This is a genomic window from Embleya sp. NPDC020630, from assembly GCF_044334985.1.
Lineage (GTDB): Bacteria > Actinomycetota > Actinomycetes > Streptomycetales > Streptomycetaceae > Embleya.
In genome coordinates, this window is record NZ_JBIRUB010000006.1 from 25,014 (window position 1) to 42,122 (window position 17,109).

Sequence of the window (17,109 nt, forward strand, 5' to 3'; positions counted from 1 at the left end):
GGTTGACGGACCTTCGGCGACGCGAGGCGTTCGGTCGGGGTGCGCGGGGCGGGGCCCGGCCGGGTGGTGGTGACGCGGGCGCTCAGCGGGGGCGGTGCGGCCGGATGGAGACCCGACGGAAAGCCTGGTCGGGTGCCGGGCTGCTCACAGTGGTGCGAGCGCGAGTTGGCGGAGTGTGCGGGCGACGCGTTGCGCGCCGCGCAGATCGTCCGGTTCGGGGTCGAGGACGTCCCACGGCACGGTGCCGTCGGACGATTCCCATACGGAGTCGTGCTCGACATCGTCGACGAGCGGAATCGGGACCAACTGCCGCACCCGCGTGCTCAGATCGCGCTGGGCCTCACCCAGGGCGGGCAGGAACGCGAGCGGCGCCCGCCGGGCCCGGGCCAGGCTGATGGCGCCCAACGTCGGTGCGGCCAGGAAGACTTCGGCCTCGGCGTGCAGCGCGTCCACGTCCACGTCGACCGCGCGGCTCACCCGTACTCGGCGGTCGTGGCCGAGCCCCGCCAGCGCGGCGCGGATCGGCTTCAGCCGCGTATCGCAGACCACGTCGCATCGACCGGTCCGGCGCAGCGCCGCGCGGACCAGTGCGGGCACCATCTCGGCGGTGAGGGTGTCCGCCTCGGCGGCCGGCACCCCCCACGCCGACAACAGCAGCAGGGTTCCGCCGCGTCGCCGGCCGCGCGCCGACCGGGCGGGCGCGAGCAGGCCGGTGGGTCGAGCCTCGTCGCCGGGCGCGGGGGCGGGCAACCATCCCGGCCGATGGACCCGATGCAGCACACCGTCGACGCGTGCGGATGGGTCGCCCGGGGGCCGGTGGCCCGACGTCAGGTGTACGACCGGCACGCCCGACGCGCGGAGTCGGCCCGTGGCGTCCTCGTCGTCGCAGACCAACACCACGTCCGGCGGCGGCTCGTCGGGCGCCTCCCGTACCGGCCGCAGGTCGCCGAGATGGGCGGCGATCCGACGCCGGGCGAGCAGCGAGTCCAGGTGCTCGTCGCGGGAGACCAGGAGGATCCGCCGCGCGGACTCGGCGGACGCCGGCGCGGAGCCCGGTCCGGGATCCGCGCCGGCCGTCCGTCGCGCGTCGGCCTCTTCCCGGGGAGTCAGTACTGCCATGCCGTCACCGTCCCCAACCGGGCGACGTCGTCGCTGTAGCCGGCCGCCGTGGTGGAGCAGCCGTTGCACACCAGGGGCCCGCGTTCGCGGTAGAAGTCGGCGTGCGCACGGAAGGCCGGGGTGTCCAGGTCGATCACACCCGCCTCACGCAGCGGCGCGCCGCCCGGCCCGTCGTCCCCTTCGCGATGCGGGATGCAGCTGCACGCGTACATCCGCCCGTACTTGCCGTCGATGTAGATGACGTCGTCGGCGACGTGACACTGCGGCAGCGACGCACGCGGGGTGACGGATTCGGCGAAGTAGCGTTCCTGTTCCGCCGGTTCGTCACCGTAGAAGCGTTTTCCCATCGGTACGAGCAGCACGTTCGGGTCCGCGTCGTAGACGCGGTCGCAGACGCGGCGCACGTCGTCGGGGTCGGGATAGGTGATGCTGCGGTCCAGTTTCAGCGCGGACAACTCCCACTGCCGCACTCCGGCGCGCGTCAACACCTCCTGGAGCAGCGGCATTTCGTGGTAGTTGTGCGGTCCGACCACGGTGTTGACCCGGGGCAGGACGCCGAGGTCGGCGGCGGCGCGCAGTCCGGCCAGGCCGTTGTCGAACATGCCGGGCGAGCGGCGGTAGACGTCGTGGGTCGCGGCGGACGCCCCGTCGAGGCTGACGATCACCTGGGCCAGGCCCGCCTCGGCCAGCCGCTCGGCCATTTTGGGCAACATCGAGCCGTTGGTGATCAGGGACATCTTCATACCGGCCGCTGCGCCGGAGCGCACCAGGTCCACCACATCCGGGTGCATGAGGGGTTCGCCGCCGGTGAAACGTACATAGGCCACGCCGGCCGCGCGGGCTTTCGGCAGCAGATCGGCGAAGTCTTCCCGCGAAAAGCGGAATGTGTCGCGCGACAATGCGAAGTCGCACATGAAGCAGTCGGCGTTGCAGGCTTCCAGGATCCGGACGAACAGATAACGATGACGCTCACGCACAGGGGACCCCTTCGGGCCGGTCGGAGGCGGGGCGGGCATGGGTATGGCGGGATGGGACGACGGATGAGGGTGTGTGGTGGTCAGGCGGCGCGGGGTACGCCCGGCAGGAGCGCGAGCAGGGCGTCGGCCACGTCCGCGGCGCCGTCGACACCGACGGTCGCGGTCAGCGCGCCCCAGTCGCCGGCCCCGGCGGCGGCGGCGCCGCGCAGCGCGGTCAGGATGGCGTCGCGCAGCACGACGGCCGTGCCGCGGCCCGCCGTGTCCGCAGCCGCCGCGGCGATTCCGGCGTAGATGCGCTCCAGGGCGTGGTCCTCGCCGCGAGTGCGCAGCGACAGCGCCTCCTCTTCGGCGAACACCGCCTTGGGCCAGGTGATTCGGGTCTGCGTACCGATCGCGCGGCTGTGGAAACGCCCGTTGAAGATCTGGCTGAGGTTCTGCGGCGGCAGGCACAGGGTGGGGACGCGCTGCCGGCCGGCTTCGAGGAGGGTGGTCAGGCCCGGGGAGGTCAGCAGCACGTCGCAGCCGGCGAGCCGATCCAGGAACTCGCCGTGTGCGAGCGCGCCCGTGGTCACGTGCGGCGGGGTGATCGACGCGTCCACGAGGCGTCCGGCGAGGTCGGCCGGCAGGTTGCCGGCGAGGTGTACCTCGTGCACCCCGTGGGCGGCGAGCGCTTCCAGGACGGCGGGAACGACGATGCGCGGATAGGCGGTCCAGTCGGCGAGCCGAGGTGCGCGCAGGCCGCCGAGACTGACCAGGGCGGTGCGGTGGAGACCGGCGGCGGAGGCCGCCCGTTCGGCGCGGGGCGGGATGCCGACGACGGCGCCCACCCAGCGCAGCGCTCGCACGGATGCCAGCACGTCCCGGCATTCGGGGGGCAGTTCGACGCATCTCTGGGCGCAGTAGACCGTCGCCTCCAGGGGCAGCGCCGCCCGGTCCCCCTCGCCCCACAGGAACGGCAGGCTGTCCACGAACACGGTCGGTACGCCGGCCGCCTCCGTCGCCTTCGCGACGGCGCCGTCCAGGACGACGACCGCGGCCACCGCCGCTTCCGCGCCGGCGACGGCGGCGACGGCGTCGCGGACGTCCTCGGTGTCGTCCGGCAGGTCGTACCAGCGTTCGATGCCGTGTTCGGACAACACGGGCCGGCCGAGCCCGGAGGCCAGGCCGACGAACCGCAGCGGCACCACCGAGCGTTCGCGCAAGGCCGCGAGGATCGCACCGAGTTTCCCCGAGCTGCCCCAGCCGAATTCCGCTCCGGAAACGATTACGGTTCGTGTACTGGAATCAGTGCGCAATTGAATCCGTCTCGACTTCCCGGTCGGCGGTTGGCGACATCAATCTAGGTCGCCACCCCGGAGCCATGCAACCAGTTAGTCGAGATTCCCCCGTATGCAGGAATGATATTTCCATCGGGAATTCAACGTTCCGAGAATACGGATCGCTTATATGAGAATCGGAATCGCTCGATGCGACACGGCTCGCCCACGGGCCGACTCCTGCGACCCCCGCCGGTCCTCCCGTCGCGATTCGGCCGCCCGTCGCCTGCCGCCCGGCCTTGTTGGCAAGGTGGTCAACAGCCTATTATCCATCTTGCCAATAGGAGGGTCATGACCGGACGACGCAGGCGCACGCCCGAGCAGGCGCGGGAAGAGATCCTGGAAGCCGCCACCGAACTCATCGCGCAACACGGCCCGGACGGTGTGGGGTTGCGCCGGGTCGCGGAGGCGGTCGGCGTGACGCACGGACTGGTGACGCACTACTTCGGCACCTACCGGGCCCTGGTCCGGGCGGTCCTGCAACGCGAGAACGAGCGCAAACGCGAACTCGTCCGCGAACGGATGCGCGCCGACGGGGGCGTGCCCTTCGCGGGCGGCATGACGCGGGTCCTGTTCGACATCGTCGCGGACGAGCGCTACGTCCGGCTGTGGGCCTGGTCCCAACTGCACGACTGGGACGTCGAGACCCCCGGGGCGCACCTCTCCAACCTGGTCGACGCCGTGGAGGAGGGGGTGCGCAGCGTGCTTCCCCCGCCCCGGGGACCGGATCGGGCCCGGATCGAGATGGTCGTCCTCCTGGCCCTGTCCGGCTCGTACGGCTACGCGATGGGCCGACGGTACTGGCTCACCGACCTCGGCCGCGATCCCGACGACCCGGGCCACGACGAGGCCTTCCGCACCGCCCTGTCCGCAGTCCTCGCCACCCACCTCGAAGGATGACGTCATGACCGCCGACCCCGGACACGACAACCCCGAACACCTTGTGACCGACCCGAAGCAGGTGGTCCTCGCCGACGACGACGATCGACACCGGGCCGAGGAACGCCTGCGCACCGCCGTCGAGAACGGCCGGCTCGCCGTGGACCGACTGGGGCCCCGGCTCGACGAGGTATACGCGGCGCGCACCCGCGCCGAACTGGAGGCCGCCTGCCGCGGCCTCCCCGAACCGGGCCCCCGGGACACACTCGTGGTGGACCGGGCACCGACCTCCGGTCGCTTCATATCCGGGATCTTCGGCGGTTTCGAACGTAAGGGCGAGTGGGTCGTCCCATCCCGCCTGACCGTCTGGTCGATGTGGGGCGGCGGCCGACTGGACCTGTCCGAGGCCCGCTTCGGCAGCCGGGACACCGAGATCCGGGCCGTCTCGCTCTGGGGCGGCACCCGGATCCTGGTGCCGGACGACATCGAGGTCGAGGTCCGGGGGTTCGGCCTATTCGGCGTCGTGGACAAACGGGTCGCCCGCAAGCTCGACAAACCCGGCACACCACGCGTCGTGATCAGGGGTTTCGCCCTCTTCGGCGCCGTCGTCACCCGGAACAAGCAGGCCCCCGGATCCTCCCCGAAGAGCTGAACCGGCGAAGCCGTCCTCACCCACGCGCGGGCCCAACCACCGCTCCCAGCCCGGAAGTTCACGCTTCCGCGGCTACACCGAGAGCGGAACCGGGTGGATCTTGTCCGCCGGGTGGCCCGCGCGTTCGTGGATGCGTTGTACCGCGTCGGCCGTGGGGGAGTGCTCCAAGTACTTCCTCCATGGTCCACCCGCGCGTGGAACACCGCCCTCCAGCAGGGACCTTCGGTCACGTGAATCGACGTGTGAGGCGGGCGGGATACACGGGGTGGGCGCCTTGTGGGGAGAGGCAAGAACCAGGTGTGCCGTGCGGGGTTCGTGCGGCGATGGCGGGGATGACCAGGTCCTGTCCGGCGGATCTTGGTGGATCGGGCCGCGTCGTCCGGTGCCGTGCATCGGCGTGCCCAAGAAGCAGCCGGATAGTGGTTCCATTCGGCTTCTTCTCCGGTGCGGCGAGGTGCGGTGCCGGGCGGCGCGGCCCCGCCAAGATCCGCCGGACAGGGCTAGGCGACCCGGGTGGATGTGTGGTCGTCGTCGGGCAGGTGGATGTCGTCGACGGCCACGTTCACCTCGACCACTTCCAGGCCGGTCATGCGCTCGACCGTGGCGATGACGTTCCCGCGTACCGCCTGACCCAGTTCGGCGATCGGGACGCCGTACTCCACCACCAGGTTCAGGTCGAGGGCGCACTGGCGTTCGCCGACTTCCACGCTCACCCCGTGCGCCACGTTCGGCCGACCGCCCGGTACCCGCTGCCGCACCGCGTCCAGCGCTCGCGCCACCGAGCCGCCCAGGGCGTACACACCCTCGATCTCCCGGGCGGCCACACCGGTGATCTTCGCGATCACGCCGTCGGCGATCGCGGTGCGACCGCGCGTGCCCGCGGCCGTCGGCTCCACCGTTTGCGGCGAGCGGTCCGGCCCGCCCGGCGCGAGTCGCGCGCCGCCGGCGACCTCCGGCGCCACCGCCACCATGTCCGTCACGTTCTTCGACTCAGGCATCACACGCGACCCTTCTTCGGCTACGGCCAGGGCTACGGCTGTGGTTCCGGGCCCCGGTTCGGGCCCGCCGCCCACAGACTCCGTGACCGGCCGTCTGCCCGCGCCGGGCACACTCATTCCTGCCGGCGCGCCCGACCTACCTGGCGACCCACGGAACGCTGCCCGTGTTCCCCGTACGGCCGTTCTCGGTGCAGTGCGCGGGCGGCGTGGCGCCGTACACGTACTGGATGAAGTCGCGCAGGTCGTTGCGCCAGTAATCCCAACCGTGTTCACCGGGACCGGTGCAGTAGCGCGGCGTGAACGACGTACCGATGACCGCGCGCAGTTGGTCGTTCCACGTCTTGATGTCCGACTCCCCCTGCCCGCTGGGCATCCCCTGACCGTTCGCGCCACCGGAGTACATCGCGAACTTGCCCGAACCGCCCGCGTAGTCCGCGTACTTGCCCGCCGCGGCCATGCCCACCGGAGTAATCGCCGGCCAGTTCGCCTGGGGCCCGTAGACGGCTTCGGTTCGCTCCAACGGGGTACCGAACACACGGTAGTTCGGGTCGATCAGCCCATTCCAGGAGGTCGCCGCGCCATAGCCGAGCATCGAGTCGGCCACCCGGTTCAACGCCCGGTCGTCGGCGAGCGTGGTGCCGCCCGAGAAGGCCCCTACCGCCGAGAAGCGGTCCCGCAGATCGGCGGCGTAGCGCAGCGCGCCGAGTCCGCCCATCGACACACCCGCGATCGCGCGTCCCGAACGGTCGTCGATCGTGTTGAAGTTCGCGTCGATCCAGGGCACCAACTGCCGCATGTGGAAGGTCTCCCACATCGGCGCGAAGTTGCCCTGGGTGTGTCCGGCCCAGTCGGTGTACCAACCGGCCTTGCCGCCCTCGGGCATGACCACGATGCCCTTGAAAGTGCGCCGGTCGATCGTGTTCAGCACATCGCCCGCGTTCGCCTCGGACCACTGCTCGAAGTCGCCGAACCCGCCGTGCAGCAGATACAACACCGGGTACGCCTTGGCGGGATCGGTCGCGTAGTCGTCCGGCAGCCAGATGCGCACCTTGACCGGCACGGTGACCGGGTCGATCGACGGCGTACCGCCGCGCGCCTGCATGATCGCCGAGGTGGTCATCGTGGCGTCGTACATTCTGCGGTCGCTGAGCAGGTTCGAGTTCGTCCACTGGGTGAGCGTGATGCCGTGCGAGTTCGCCGCCGGCAGCGGCGGTGCGGGCGGCGGCGGGAACGCCTGCGCCCGGGTCGGCACGCCCACCACGGCCGCGATCAACGCCGCCGCGACCGCGCACACCATCGCCGCGCGGCGCACGCGACGGCGGGTACGCCCCAGTGCGCGGGGCGCACCCCGGGTGCCGCCCCGCCCCGGTGCGTGCGTCCCGTTCGTTCCGCCTTTGCTGCCTCTACCGTTTGTGCCGCCTGTGCCGTCTGTGCCGTCCACGAACACCCCCGATGGCTCTTCGCCGTCTCGATGTGCCCCCCACCCGGGCCCGACCTGGCGCAACCCTGGCCGACCCGGGACCGCCTGTCCTCCCGCACACGGTGGACATCGCGGGTAAACCTGCGCGGTAGCGCTCGGCCCGGCCTGCACCGACCGCGGTATGACCTCACCGCCCACGGCGCCCGACCCGGATGACAGAATCCGGTACATGACGCACCAGGATCGGACGGATTCCATACCCAATCTCGACCCGAACGGTCCGCTGATCGTCGTCGCGGCGGCCATCGTGCACGCGCGGCGGCTCATGGTGGTCAGCAAGAAGGCGGCGCCGGACCTGTTCTACCTGCCCGGCGGCAAGCCCGACCCCGGCGAGAACCCGCTACAGACGCTGCGCCGCGAACTGGACGAGGAACTGGGCGCGCAACTCGTGGCACCACGCTTCCTCGCCGGCTTCGACTCCGTCGCCGCCCTGGAGGGGGTGCCCATGCGACTCACCGTCTTCGAGACCCGCCTGGACCGCGACCCCGTACCGGCCGCCGAACTGGCCGACCTGCGCTGGACGTCCGGCCGGGACGACCACCTGCGCCTCGCCCCCGCGGTCACCGATCACATCCTCCCGCTGCTCCGCCGCACCGGCGCCCTCGCGGCCTGAGGCAATCGCCCACCCGTCACGGCACTCGTCCCCAAATTCGGTCGCGTCGCCCCCATACCGCGTGCCACCGTGGCGAATCGACACGAGGGAGGTCCGATGGCATCGGTCATCATCTGCGGTGCCGGCGTGGTGGGTCTGACCACGGCCCTGTTGCTCGCCCGCGACGGGCACGAGGTGACCGTGTACGAGGGCGACCCATCCCTCCCGCCCGAGGACCCCGCGCAGGCGTGGAGCGTGTGGCAGCGTCCGGGCGTGGCGCAGTTTCGTCAGCCGCACAACCTGCTGCCCAGGTTTCGGGGCGTACTCGCCGAGGAACTGCCCGATGTGATCGAGCGGCTCGTGGCGGCCGGCTGCTTCGAGGGCAGCGCACTGCATCCGCTGCCGCCGAGCATCACCGATTACGTCCCCCGGCCCGAGGACGACCGTTTCCGCTTCCTCACCGGCCGACGCCCGGTGGTCGAGGCGGTGTTCGCGGCGGCCGCGGTCGCCGCCGGCATCCGCGTGCATCGCGGCATCAGGATCGCCGGCCTGCTCATCGGCGCACCGGTGCTCGCGGACACCACCCACGTGACCGGCGTCCGCACCGCCGACGGTGCCGAGGCCCACGCCGACCTGGTGATCGACGCCACGGGCCGCCGCACCCGCTCGGCGCGTTGGCTCGCCGACGTCGGCGCACCGGAGCCGGCCGTCGACGCCGAGGACGGCGGATTCGCCTACTACACCCGCTACTTCACCGGCCCGCGGCAGCCGGTGCGACGCGGCGCGCCCTACACCGAGTACGACACGTTCGCCCTGCTGACCATTCCGGGCGACAACGACACCTGGTCCGTCACCGTCGTCACCACGTCGGGCGACGCGCCGCTCAAGGCGCTCCGCGATCCCGAGATCTTCACCCGGGTGGTCGCGGCCTGCCCGGCCCAGGCCCACTGGCTGGCCGGTACGCCCGTCACGGACATCGTGGTGATGGCCGGAATCCTCGACTGCCGCCGCCGGTTCGTGGTGGACGGGCGCCCGGTCGTCACCGGCTTCGCGGCCGTCGGCGACGCGTGGGCGTGCACCAACCCCACCGCCGCCCGCGGCCTCAGCGTCGGCCTGGTCCAGGCCCAACTGCTGCGCGACGTATTCCGCGAACACGGCGACTCCCCGGCCGAGTTCCCCCTGGCATGGGACGAGGCCACCGAACGCGTCGTCAGCCCGTACCACCAGGACCAACTCGTCGCCGACCGCGCCCGCGCCGCCGCGATGAACCCGGACCGCACCACCGAACCACCCGACGCACCAAGCCCGTTCGGCGCAGCCGCGTTCCACGACGCCGACCTCTTCCGCGCCCTCCTGGAAACCGCCACGTGCCTGGCTCTTCCCCAGGACATCCTCACCCGCCCGACCATCCAAGCCAAACTCCGAACCCCTCGCCCCACCTCCACCCCCACCCCACCCAATCCCACCCCCCAGCCCCTCACCCGTGCCCACCTGCTCCGACTACTCGCCGACTGACGCCGACCGGCCCGGGCAGCACACCGGTTGAAGAAATATGTAGACCGGTCTAGTCTCACACCCATGGGACAGAAGGGTGCCGACACGCGTGACCGACTGCTGGACGCGACCCGCGATCTGGTCGAGGCCGGCGGCTATTTCGGCGCGGGCCTCAATCAGGTGATCGCGGCCAGTGGCGCGCCGCGCGGGTCGCTCTACTTCCACTTCCCCGGCGGCAAGGACCAGATGGTCGGCGAGTCCGTCCGCCGAGCCGGTCGGTCGATCGGCGACGCGATGGGAGGGTTGGCCGAATCCGGCGCGTCCGCCGCCGAGGTCGTCGAGACCGTGCTGCGCCTGCTGGGCGACCGCCTGGAGGCGTCGGACTGGCTCAAGGGATGCCCCGTGGCCACCGTCGCACTGGAGACGGCCGCCACCAACGACACGCTCCAGCAAGCCTGTTCGCAGGTCTACACCTCCTGGGAGGCGATCCTGCGCGCCCGATTGGCCGACCATCCGGACGCCGACGACCTCGCCGTCACGATCCTGGCGCTCATCGAGGGCGCCCTCCTCCTGGCGAGGGCGCACCGCAGCCGAGACCCGCTCGACCGGGTCGCCCGCCGCATCACGACCCTCCTGAGCTGAACGCGGGCCGGATCCACTCCGGCCCACGCCTGTCCGCAAAATATGTAGATCGGTCTACCGATCTCCATGTCACCCAAGGAGCCCCATGGACGCCATCGTCTTCGGTGCGACCGGCTTCATCGGCCGTGCCCTCGTCGCCGAGTTGTTGGGCCGAGGCCAACACGTGGCCGCCGCCGTGCGCAGCGACACCCTCACCCCCTGGCTCGCCTCCCGAGGCGTCGACACCGGCGGCCTCGGCGTCGTCCGGGCCGACATCACCCGTCCGCTCACCGCGCTGCCCGAGGTGTCCGACGTCTACAACACCGCCGGGCGCTACGCCTTCGGCCTGGACGAGGCCGAGGCGCGCGCCGTCAACGTCACCGGTGCGCTCAACGTGCTCGAATGGGCCGCCTCCCTACCCGGGCTGCGCCGCCTGGTCCACGTCAGCGGATACCGGGTCAGCGCCCCCGACGGCACACCCGACTACACCGGATCCGGCGCGTACGAGGCGTCGAAGCTGGAGGCCGATCTCGCGATACGCGCCCGCGCCCGCGAGTCCGGCATCCCGCTGAGCATCGCCAATCCCGGCGTCGTCATCGGACCGGGCCAGTACATCGGCCTCGCGACCCTGGTCCGCGACCTGTGGCACGGCCGACTGCCCGCGCTGCCCGGCGGCCCCGACACCTTCGTGCCGATCGTCGCCCTCGACCACCTCGTCCGTTTCCTGGCCGAGATCCCGGCAGCGCCGGCAGGCGAACACCACTGGATCCTCGACGACACCACGCCCCCGCTACCCGAACTCGTCCGCACCATCGCCGACCACGCGGGCGTACCGGCCCCTCGGCGCAACATCCCCGTCGCCCTCCTGCGCCGACTGCCGCGCCGGCTCACCAACGCCGACCCCGAGACGTTGTCCTTCCTGTCCACCGACCGCTACCCCACCACCTCCGCCCACACGTTCGCCGCCCGCGTCGGCCTGGCGATGCCCCCGGTCGACGATGCCCTGCGCACCTGGACCGACGACCTGGTGGCCGCCCGCTTCGGCACCGCGACGCCCTGGGCGAGCCCGTACGGCTTCCACACCGTCGCCGGCAGCCCCACGTGGGTGATCGGCGAACGACACCACCCCGCCCACGTCCTCCTGCACGGCCTGCCGCTGAACGCCGACCTGTGGGCACCCGTCGCCGCCCACCTCACCGAACCGTTCCTGGCAGCCGACCTCCCCGGCCTGGGCCGCTCGGCCGCCGCACACTGCGTGGACGCCTGGCTCGCCGACCTGCTGCGCCCGGTCCGCACCCGCCCCGTCCTGGTCGCGCACTCGTCGGCCTGCGACCCGGCGCTGCGCTTCGCCGCCGCGCACCCGGAGCGCGTCGGCGCACTCGTTCTCGTCTCCCCGGCGTTCCTGCAACCTCCCGCCGCCCGCATCACCCGCTCCGGCGCGGCCGTCCCGAGGTTGCGCCGGATGTCTCCCGCCCGCCTGGCCGAGGCACTCGGCGTCCCGGAGGGCCCGGCGGTGACCGGTGCGGCGGCCGACCTGCGCCGCCCCGGCGCGGCGGGGCGCGTGGTCCGCGCCCTGCGCACCACCGTCGCCGAGCGCGAGCACTCCCGGGCCCTGTTGACCCGCGTCCGCGTCCCGGTCCGTATCCTCGTCGGCTCGACGGATCCACTCGTCGTCCCGGTCGACCACCCCGTGACCGAGATCGCCGGCGCCGGCCACTATCCGCAACTCGTCGCCCCGGCCGAGGTCGCCCGCCACCTCGCCGGCACGGCCGTGGAAGCGTGAAGCGGTGCCCGCCCCACCCGCTCGCAGACGCCGCGGGCGGGTTCAGCCCAGAGCCGGACGCCGACGCCCGTAGCGGGTCGCGGCCTCGAAGGCGGCGCCGATCCGCAGGGCCGCCAGGTCCGAGCGCGGCACGGTGACGATCTGGAGGCCCACGGGCAGGCCGTCGGGCGTGAACCCGGCCGGCACGGACAGGGCCGGCGCGCCCAGCAGGGTGACGAAGTACGCCGAGCGCATCCAGTCGAGGTAGGTGTGCTGGGCGACGCCCGCGACCGAGCGCGGGTATTCCAGCTCGGCGTCGAACGGCACGACCTGGCTGACCGGGGCCAGCAGGACGTCGTAGCGTTCGAAGAAGTCGATGCCGTCCGCGTACAGCCGGCTGTGCGCGATCGTCGCGCGCGCGAGGTCGGCCACGCCGAGTCGGCGGCCCTCCTCGATGTTCCACACCAGGCTCGGCTTGAGCGCGGCGCGCGAGGATTCGAGCACCTCGCCCAGCCCCACGTTGAACTCGTGGGCGCGCAGCGTGCGGAAGATCTCGTCGGCGTCGCGGAAGTCGGGACTGTCCCGCTCGACCCGACAGCCGAGGTCGGCGAACACCGCGACGGCGGGCTCCAAAACGGCGAGCACCTCCGGATCCACCGGTACGCTGCCGCCGAGGTCGGGCGCCCAGGCCACCCGCAGGCCGCGCGGGTCGAGGTCGAGGGGCGCCGCGAACGCCGAGCCGGGCGTCTCCAATGCGATCGGGTCGTGCCGATCGGGCCCGGCCATCGCCGAGAGCAACAGCGCGGTGTCGGCGACGGTGCGACCCATCGGACCGGCCACGGACAGCCGCTCCCAACTGTTGCCCGAGGGCGCCTTCGGCACCCGGCCCGGCGTGGGGCGCAGCCCGACGACGTTGCAAAACGACGCGGGGTTGCGCAACGAGCCGCCCATGTCGCTGCCGTCGGCGATCGGCTGCATGCCCGCCGCCAGGGCCGCCGCCGCGCCACCGCTGCTGCCGCCCGCCGAGCGGGTGTGCGCCCAGGGGTTGTGGGTGGTGCCGAAGACGGGGTTGAACGTGTGCGAGCCGGCGGCGAATTCGGGCACGTTGGTCTTCCCGATCCGGATCGCGCCGGCCGCCAGGATGCGGGCCACCAGGGGGTCGTCGAAGTCCGGGACGTAGTCGGCGTGCAACGGGGAGCCGTACGTGGTGCGCATGCCCCTGGTGTGGTGGGTGTCCTTGAACGCGATCGGCAGTCCGTGCAGCGGGCCGACGGCCTCGCCCCGCGCGAGCGCCGCGTCGGCCGCGCCCGCGGCGGCGAGGGCGCCTTCCGGGTCGAGGGTGACGATGGCGTTGATCGCGGGATCGACCGCCGCGATGCGGTCCAGGTGCGCCTGCACGACCTCGCGGCTGGACACCTCGCGCCGCCGGATGCGGCCGGCGAGGTCGGTCGCGTCGAGGTCGGGGATGTCGTCGGTCATGGGTGTCCTCACGCGGGCGTGCGGCGACGGCGGGCAACGAGGACGGTATCCGCGAACCGGCCGGGAGCACCACGATGCGGCCGACCCGGCCTGCGACGCGGCGCTCACCGGCCCGGGCCCGGCAGCGAGCGGGGGCGGGTTGCCGGGCCCGCTTCGAGGGTGAGTACCTGTTCGCGCAGGTCGTGGCCGAAGCCGCCCGGTGCTCGGCAGTCCAGGCGGGCCGAGGTGAGCACGCGAAGGGCGGACGTGCGCAGCACTCGGCGACCGGCCGCCTCCAACGCGTCGACCAGGGCGCGATCCTCGCCGACCACCAGCGGCGGGAATCCGCCGACCTCCAGGTACGCGTCGGCGGAGCAGCCGAGGTTGGCGCCGTGCACATGCGGCGAACGGCCGGCCCAGGAGTCGTACCGGGCGGTGAACGCCGCCGCGCTGCCCGGCGGGTGTGCGCTCCAATCGGCCACCCGCACGGTCCCGGCCACCGCGTCCCAGCCCCGGGCGGCCCAGGACAACTGCCGGGTGAGCCAGTTCGTGGGCACCCGGCTGTCCGCGTCGGTGGTCACCAACCACACGTCCGCCGGGTCGAGTCGGCTCCGGCCCAGTGCCTCGGCGAAGCCGGCCGCGCGGGCCGCGCCCGCAGCACCCGCATCGCACTCGACCACGTCGGCCCCCAGCGTCCGGGCGATCGCGGCGGTGCGGTCCAGGCATCGGTCGGCGGTCACCACGATGTTCGTCGCCACCCCGCGCATCGCCAGGCGACTGCGGGCGGCGTGCAACGCGGCCAGGCAGCCGGGGAGTTCGCCCTCCTCGTCCCGGGCCGGCACCACCACGATCACGCCACGCATCCGCCGGCCCGTACCCCCGGCGCTCACCGCAGCCCCTCGCGGGCCGCCGGGGACAGCGTGTCGGCGGGGGCGTCGGCACGGATCAGCACATCCAACAGGAAGTCGGGCTCACGGTGCTCCACCACCCGGACCAGGCCGGGCAACGCACGCACGGCGGCATGTACCCGCTCGGCGGAGAGCACGTGCTCCTCGGCCGCAGGCCGCCAGTGCACCGCGACGAGCGTGCCGCCGGGGGCCAGATCGGCGCGGACCCGGGCCAACACATCGGCCAGGCGCGCCGGTTCGAAGTAGTAGAGGAACTCGGAGAGCACCACGAGATCGAAGGGGACCGCGCCCGGAGCGTCGGCCCGCGTCGGCCACTGCTCGGGCAGACGCCGACACTCGACGGTGACGCCGGGCAGTTCGCGGGTACGCGCGCGCGCCTCGCGCACCGCGACCGACGCCAGGTCGCAGGCCAGCAGCCGATCACAGCGCCGGGCCAGCTCGGCCGTCAACACCCCGACCGAGCACGCCGGTTCGAACGCGCTGCGGTAGCGCTCCCGGGGCAGCGCGGCCAGGGTGAGTGCGTACTTGCGCCGGTCGTAGGCGCGTTCGCCCAACTGCCAGGGGTCCGCGGAGTCCGCGTACATCTCCTCGAACCGGCGCGACGTGGGAGGAATCCGGCTCACCGGAACAGCACCTCGAAGTCCCTTTCGAAATGCGCGAGTTCCTCCGGAGGCAAAATCACCCGGTCATCCGTGCCCGGCGCCGGCGGCGCGATCTGGCTCACGAAGCAGGCGATCGCCCGCCGCTTGCGCCGCGCACCGTCGTCGGTGAGGTCGATCCGCACGGCCCGCGCCCACGGCACACGCGGATCCTCGGGACCGGCCCAGTGCCACATCCAGACCGGATACTCGACCAGCGGTGTCCCGGCCGCCGCACACGCCGCCGCGGCGATCCGGCCGGCCGCCTCGTGGTCGGCGTGCAGATCACCGGACCACGGCGCGGCGCACAGCGCGTACCCGGCCAGCAGCTCGACCAGCGCCGCCCGGGCCGCGGCCTCGTGTGCGGCGACCCCGGTGTCGGGCAGACCCAGCCGCACGATCTCGACGGCCGGCCCACCCGCCGAGAGCACCGCGAGCGCGCGCGTACTCTCCCCGACCCGACGCGCCGCCAACTCGGCCGGGGGAATCGGGCCGTCCGGGTGCGAGGCCTCGCCATCGGTGAGCACGACCACCCGAACCCGCTCGCCGGCCGCCGATGTGCTCGCCACCAGGCCGCCCACGCCCAGGACCTCGTCGTCGGGATGTGCCGCGACCACCACGAGTCCGCCGGCCGTGGCCGGCGCGATCCGGGGCAACCCGTCCAGCCCGCGCCACCGGATCCAATCCCGCTCGGGCGTGCCCGGCGCCTGGATCGCGTTCACGGGTTCACACGTCGCGTCGACGAGGCGTCCGGGCCGCGCACCGAGATCGCGGCCGACCGTCGGCTCCGAACTCATCGGACGGTCGCCTTCGCTCGCTCGCCACCGGTGCGCCCGGTCCGCTCGGCCCGCCCAAGCGGCGCCGACGCCGCCGACGCCTGCGCCACGAGCGTGCCGAGCCGCGCCAGGTCCCGTTCGGCGTGGTGTTGGCGGATGTAGACGGTGAGATCGGCGACCGCCCGGGCGTGCTCACCGTCGTGGCACAGCGGGCCGGCGCCCAGCGCTCGCCCCACCCGCTCCAACACCTCCGTACAGGTGCGTTCGACCAGGGCGCGCAGCCGCAACGCACGCACCTCGGCGGTGCCGGCCCGGTCCGCCGGATCCGCGTCGATCTCCGCCGCGGCGGCGTACAGCGCCCGCTCCGCCGTATGCAGGGCAAGATCGACCGCACCCAGCTGCGCCAGGCCGTGTGCGTCCAACCGCCCGGCCCGCGCGGCGGCCGTCAACGGGCGGGCCACCGCACGGGCGCCACCGAACCAGCAGGCCGCGACGCCGGCGCCGCCGTGGTGGAACCCGGGCCGATCCAGGTAGGCGCCCACCGCGCCGAGCGGCCGGGCCGGCACCGCCGCCAATTCGACGTCCAGCGTCTGGCTGGCCGCCATGCCCACCGCTGGCCACGAGTCCGGCCTGGGCCGGTAGCCGACATGGTCGAGGTCGATCCGGAACAGCCTCGACCCCTCCCCCGTGTCCGCGGTGACCAGAGCGTGTGTACACATCAGCGCGCCCGAGCAGTAGCGCCGGACCCCGTCCAGCACCCACCCCCCGTCCCGAGCCGTCGCGACCAGCCTGCTCCCCGGCGGCTCCGCGGCCCACACGCCCCAGCGTGACCCCTCCGGCACGGGTTCGGCGTCCGGTGCCACCTCGGCGATGATCGCGAGAGCGTCCGTATGCCCCTCCGCCAGCCGCCCCAGCGCCAGGTCCCGCTCGGCCGTCGCGACCAACACCCGCCACCGCGCGTCGGTCGCGCCGGCCCCGGGCAGGGCGAGGTTCGCTCCCGGACCTGCCGCGAACTCGGCGAACCATCGGCCCACCCGATCCGTGTGCCCGCCCGGCGACCCGTCGCTCACGCCCATGCCGCCGCCCCGCGCGCCTCGCACGTCCCTTGGATTCGCATTCACCCCGGCTACCCCCGGGGTGGACCCCTCATGCCACCGGTCCCCGGTCCCATCGACACGGCGAGCCCGCCCCACCCCGGCCGGGATACCGCGCGGTTACCAACTCGTCGACGCGGCCCACCCGTTGGGTGGAGTGCGAGGTGTGGCTCGTGAGGTGCGCGATGCCGGGTGTGCGGTCGGGGTGGCCGGGCAGAGGTGGGTTGGAACCATCGGATCCGAGGACGTCGGACGCACGTCGACAAACGTGCCGCGACGCCGTCGCCGCACGTCCGACCCGGAGGTGCACGACGGAAGTGCACATCGGGCGCGCCTGTCGTGGTT

General features: G+C 72.9%; 16 protein-coding genes and 1 pseudogene. 6 read left to right on the plus strand and 11 right to left on the minus strand.

Annotation, left to right across the window (positions count from 1 at the left end):
- Positions 1–144: 144 nt before the first annotated feature.
- The 3 genes from blsF to ACH4XV_RS21420 all read right to left on the minus strand — a co-directional run bounded on the left by blsF (position 145) and on the right by ACH4XV_RS21420 (position 3,391).
- On the minus strand, positions 145–1,119 hold the full coding sequence (gene blsF / locus ACH4XV_RS21410) for a CGA synthase-related protein (RefSeq protein WP_395792057.1): 975 nt from the start codon (positions 1,117–1,119) through the stop codon (positions 145–147).
- The gene (blsE, locus tag ACH4XV_RS21415) at positions 1,107–2,096 is read right to left on the minus strand and encodes a cytosylglucuronate decarboxylase (protein WP_395792059.1); all 990 of its coding nucleotides are present in this window, start codon (positions 2,094–2,096) and stop codon (positions 1,107–1,109) included. Before blsE ends, blsF begins: the two co-directional genes overlap by 13 nt.
- Before the next feature lie 80 nt (positions 2,097–2,176).
- Positions 2,177–3,391 (minus strand): hydroxymethylcytosylglucuronate/cytosylglucuronate synthase, encoded by a 1,215-nt coding sequence (locus ACH4XV_RS21420; protein WP_395792061.1) that lies wholly within the window; start codon positions 3,389–3,391, stop codon positions 2,177–2,179.
- Between the two features lie 312 nt (positions 3,392–3,703).
- Here ACH4XV_RS21420 and ACH4XV_RS21425 point away from each other — a divergent pair, with 312 nt between their 5' ends.
- Positions 3,704–4,312 (plus strand): TetR/AcrR family transcriptional regulator, encoded by a 609-nt coding sequence (locus tag ACH4XV_RS21425; protein ID WP_395792063.1) that lies wholly within the window; start codon positions 3,704–3,706, stop codon positions 4,310–4,312.
- A gap of 4 nt (positions 4,313–4,316) precedes the next feature.
- Positions 4,317–4,943, plus strand: coding sequence for a DUF1707 domain-containing protein (locus tag ACH4XV_RS21430; RefSeq protein WP_395792065.1), 627 nt, complete (start codon positions 4,317–4,319; stop codon positions 4,941–4,943).
- 72 nt (positions 4,944–5,015) lie between these two features.
- Here ACH4XV_RS21430 and ACH4XV_RS21435 read toward each other — a convergent pair.
- The 3 genes and pseudogenes from ACH4XV_RS21435 to ACH4XV_RS21445 form a co-directional block, all read right to left on the minus strand.
- Positions 5,016–5,099 (minus strand): annotated as a pseudogene (locus tag ACH4XV_RS21435) (DUF4242 domain-containing protein); the annotation flags it as partial.
- A gap of 344 nt (positions 5,100–5,443) precedes the next feature.
- Entirely contained in the window at positions 5,444–5,941 is a 498-nt protein-coding gene (locus tag ACH4XV_RS21440; protein ID WP_395792067.1) for an Asp23/Gls24 family envelope stress response protein, read from the minus strand.
- A 136-nt stretch (positions 5,942–6,077) separates the two neighbouring features.
- A complete protein-coding gene (locus tag ACH4XV_RS21445; RefSeq protein WP_395792069.1) occupies positions 6,078–7,253 on the minus strand; it encodes an alpha/beta hydrolase in 1,176 nt (391 codons plus the stop codon).
- A gap of 337 nt (positions 7,254–7,590) precedes the next feature.
- Between ACH4XV_RS21445 and ACH4XV_RS21450 the strand changes: the two genes are divergently transcribed.
- The 4 genes from ACH4XV_RS21450 (at position 7,591) to ACH4XV_RS21465 (ending at position 11,911) form a co-directional block, all read left to right on the plus strand.
- A complete protein-coding gene (locus ACH4XV_RS21450) occupies positions 7,591–8,034 on the plus strand; it encodes an NUDIX domain-containing protein (protein WP_395792071.1) in 444 nt (147 codons plus the stop codon).
- Between the two features lie 96 nt (positions 8,035–8,130).
- On the plus strand, positions 8,131–9,528 hold the full coding sequence (locus tag ACH4XV_RS21455; RefSeq protein ID WP_395792073.1) for an NAD(P)/FAD-dependent oxidoreductase: 1,398 nt from the start codon (positions 8,131–8,133) through the stop codon (positions 9,526–9,528).
- A gap of 63 nt (positions 9,529–9,591) precedes the next feature.
- The gene (locus ACH4XV_RS21460) at positions 9,592–10,149 is read left to right on the plus strand and encodes a TetR/AcrR family transcriptional regulator (RefSeq protein ID WP_395792075.1); all 558 of its coding nucleotides are present in this window, start codon (positions 9,592–9,594) and stop codon (positions 10,147–10,149) included.
- 85 nt (positions 10,150–10,234) lie between these two features.
- Positions 10,235–11,911: an alpha/beta fold hydrolase gene (locus ACH4XV_RS21465; RefSeq protein ID WP_395792077.1), complete on the plus strand. Its 1,677-nt coding sequence runs from the start codon at positions 10,235–10,237 to the stop codon at positions 11,909–11,911.
- Between the two features lie 42 nt (positions 11,912–11,953).
- Here the strand turns inward: ACH4XV_RS21465 and ACH4XV_RS21470 are convergent, their stop codons facing one another.
- From ACH4XV_RS21470 to ACH4XV_RS21490, 5 genes are all read right to left on the minus strand, one after another.
- Positions 11,954–13,369 carry an amidase gene (locus ACH4XV_RS21470; protein ID WP_395792079.1) on the minus strand — a complete coding sequence of 472 codons (1,416 nt, stop codon included), beginning with the start codon at positions 13,367–13,369 and terminating at the stop codon, positions 11,954–11,956.
- A gap of 104 nt (positions 13,370–13,473) precedes the next feature.
- A complete protein-coding gene (locus ACH4XV_RS21475; protein WP_395792081.1) occupies positions 13,474–14,238 on the minus strand; it encodes a glycosyltransferase in 765 nt (254 codons plus the stop codon).
- Positions 14,235–14,879, minus strand: coding sequence for an SAM-dependent methyltransferase (locus ACH4XV_RS21480; protein WP_395792083.1), 645 nt, complete (start codon positions 14,877–14,879; stop codon positions 14,235–14,237). The genes ACH4XV_RS21475 and ACH4XV_RS21480 overlap by 4 nt, the downstream gene beginning before the upstream one ends.
- The gene (locus ACH4XV_RS21485; RefSeq protein WP_395792085.1) at positions 14,876–15,691 is read right to left on the minus strand and encodes a PIG-L deacetylase family protein; all 816 of its coding nucleotides are present in this window, start codon (positions 15,689–15,691) and stop codon (positions 14,876–14,878) included. Before ACH4XV_RS21485 ends, ACH4XV_RS21480 begins: the two co-directional genes overlap by 4 nt.
- Entirely contained in the window at positions 15,688–16,746 is a 1,059-nt protein-coding gene (locus tag ACH4XV_RS21490) for an acyl-CoA dehydrogenase (RefSeq protein WP_395792920.1), read from the minus strand. Before ACH4XV_RS21490 ends, ACH4XV_RS21485 begins: the two co-directional genes overlap by 4 nt.
- Between the last annotated feature and the right edge of the window lie 363 nt (positions 16,747–17,109).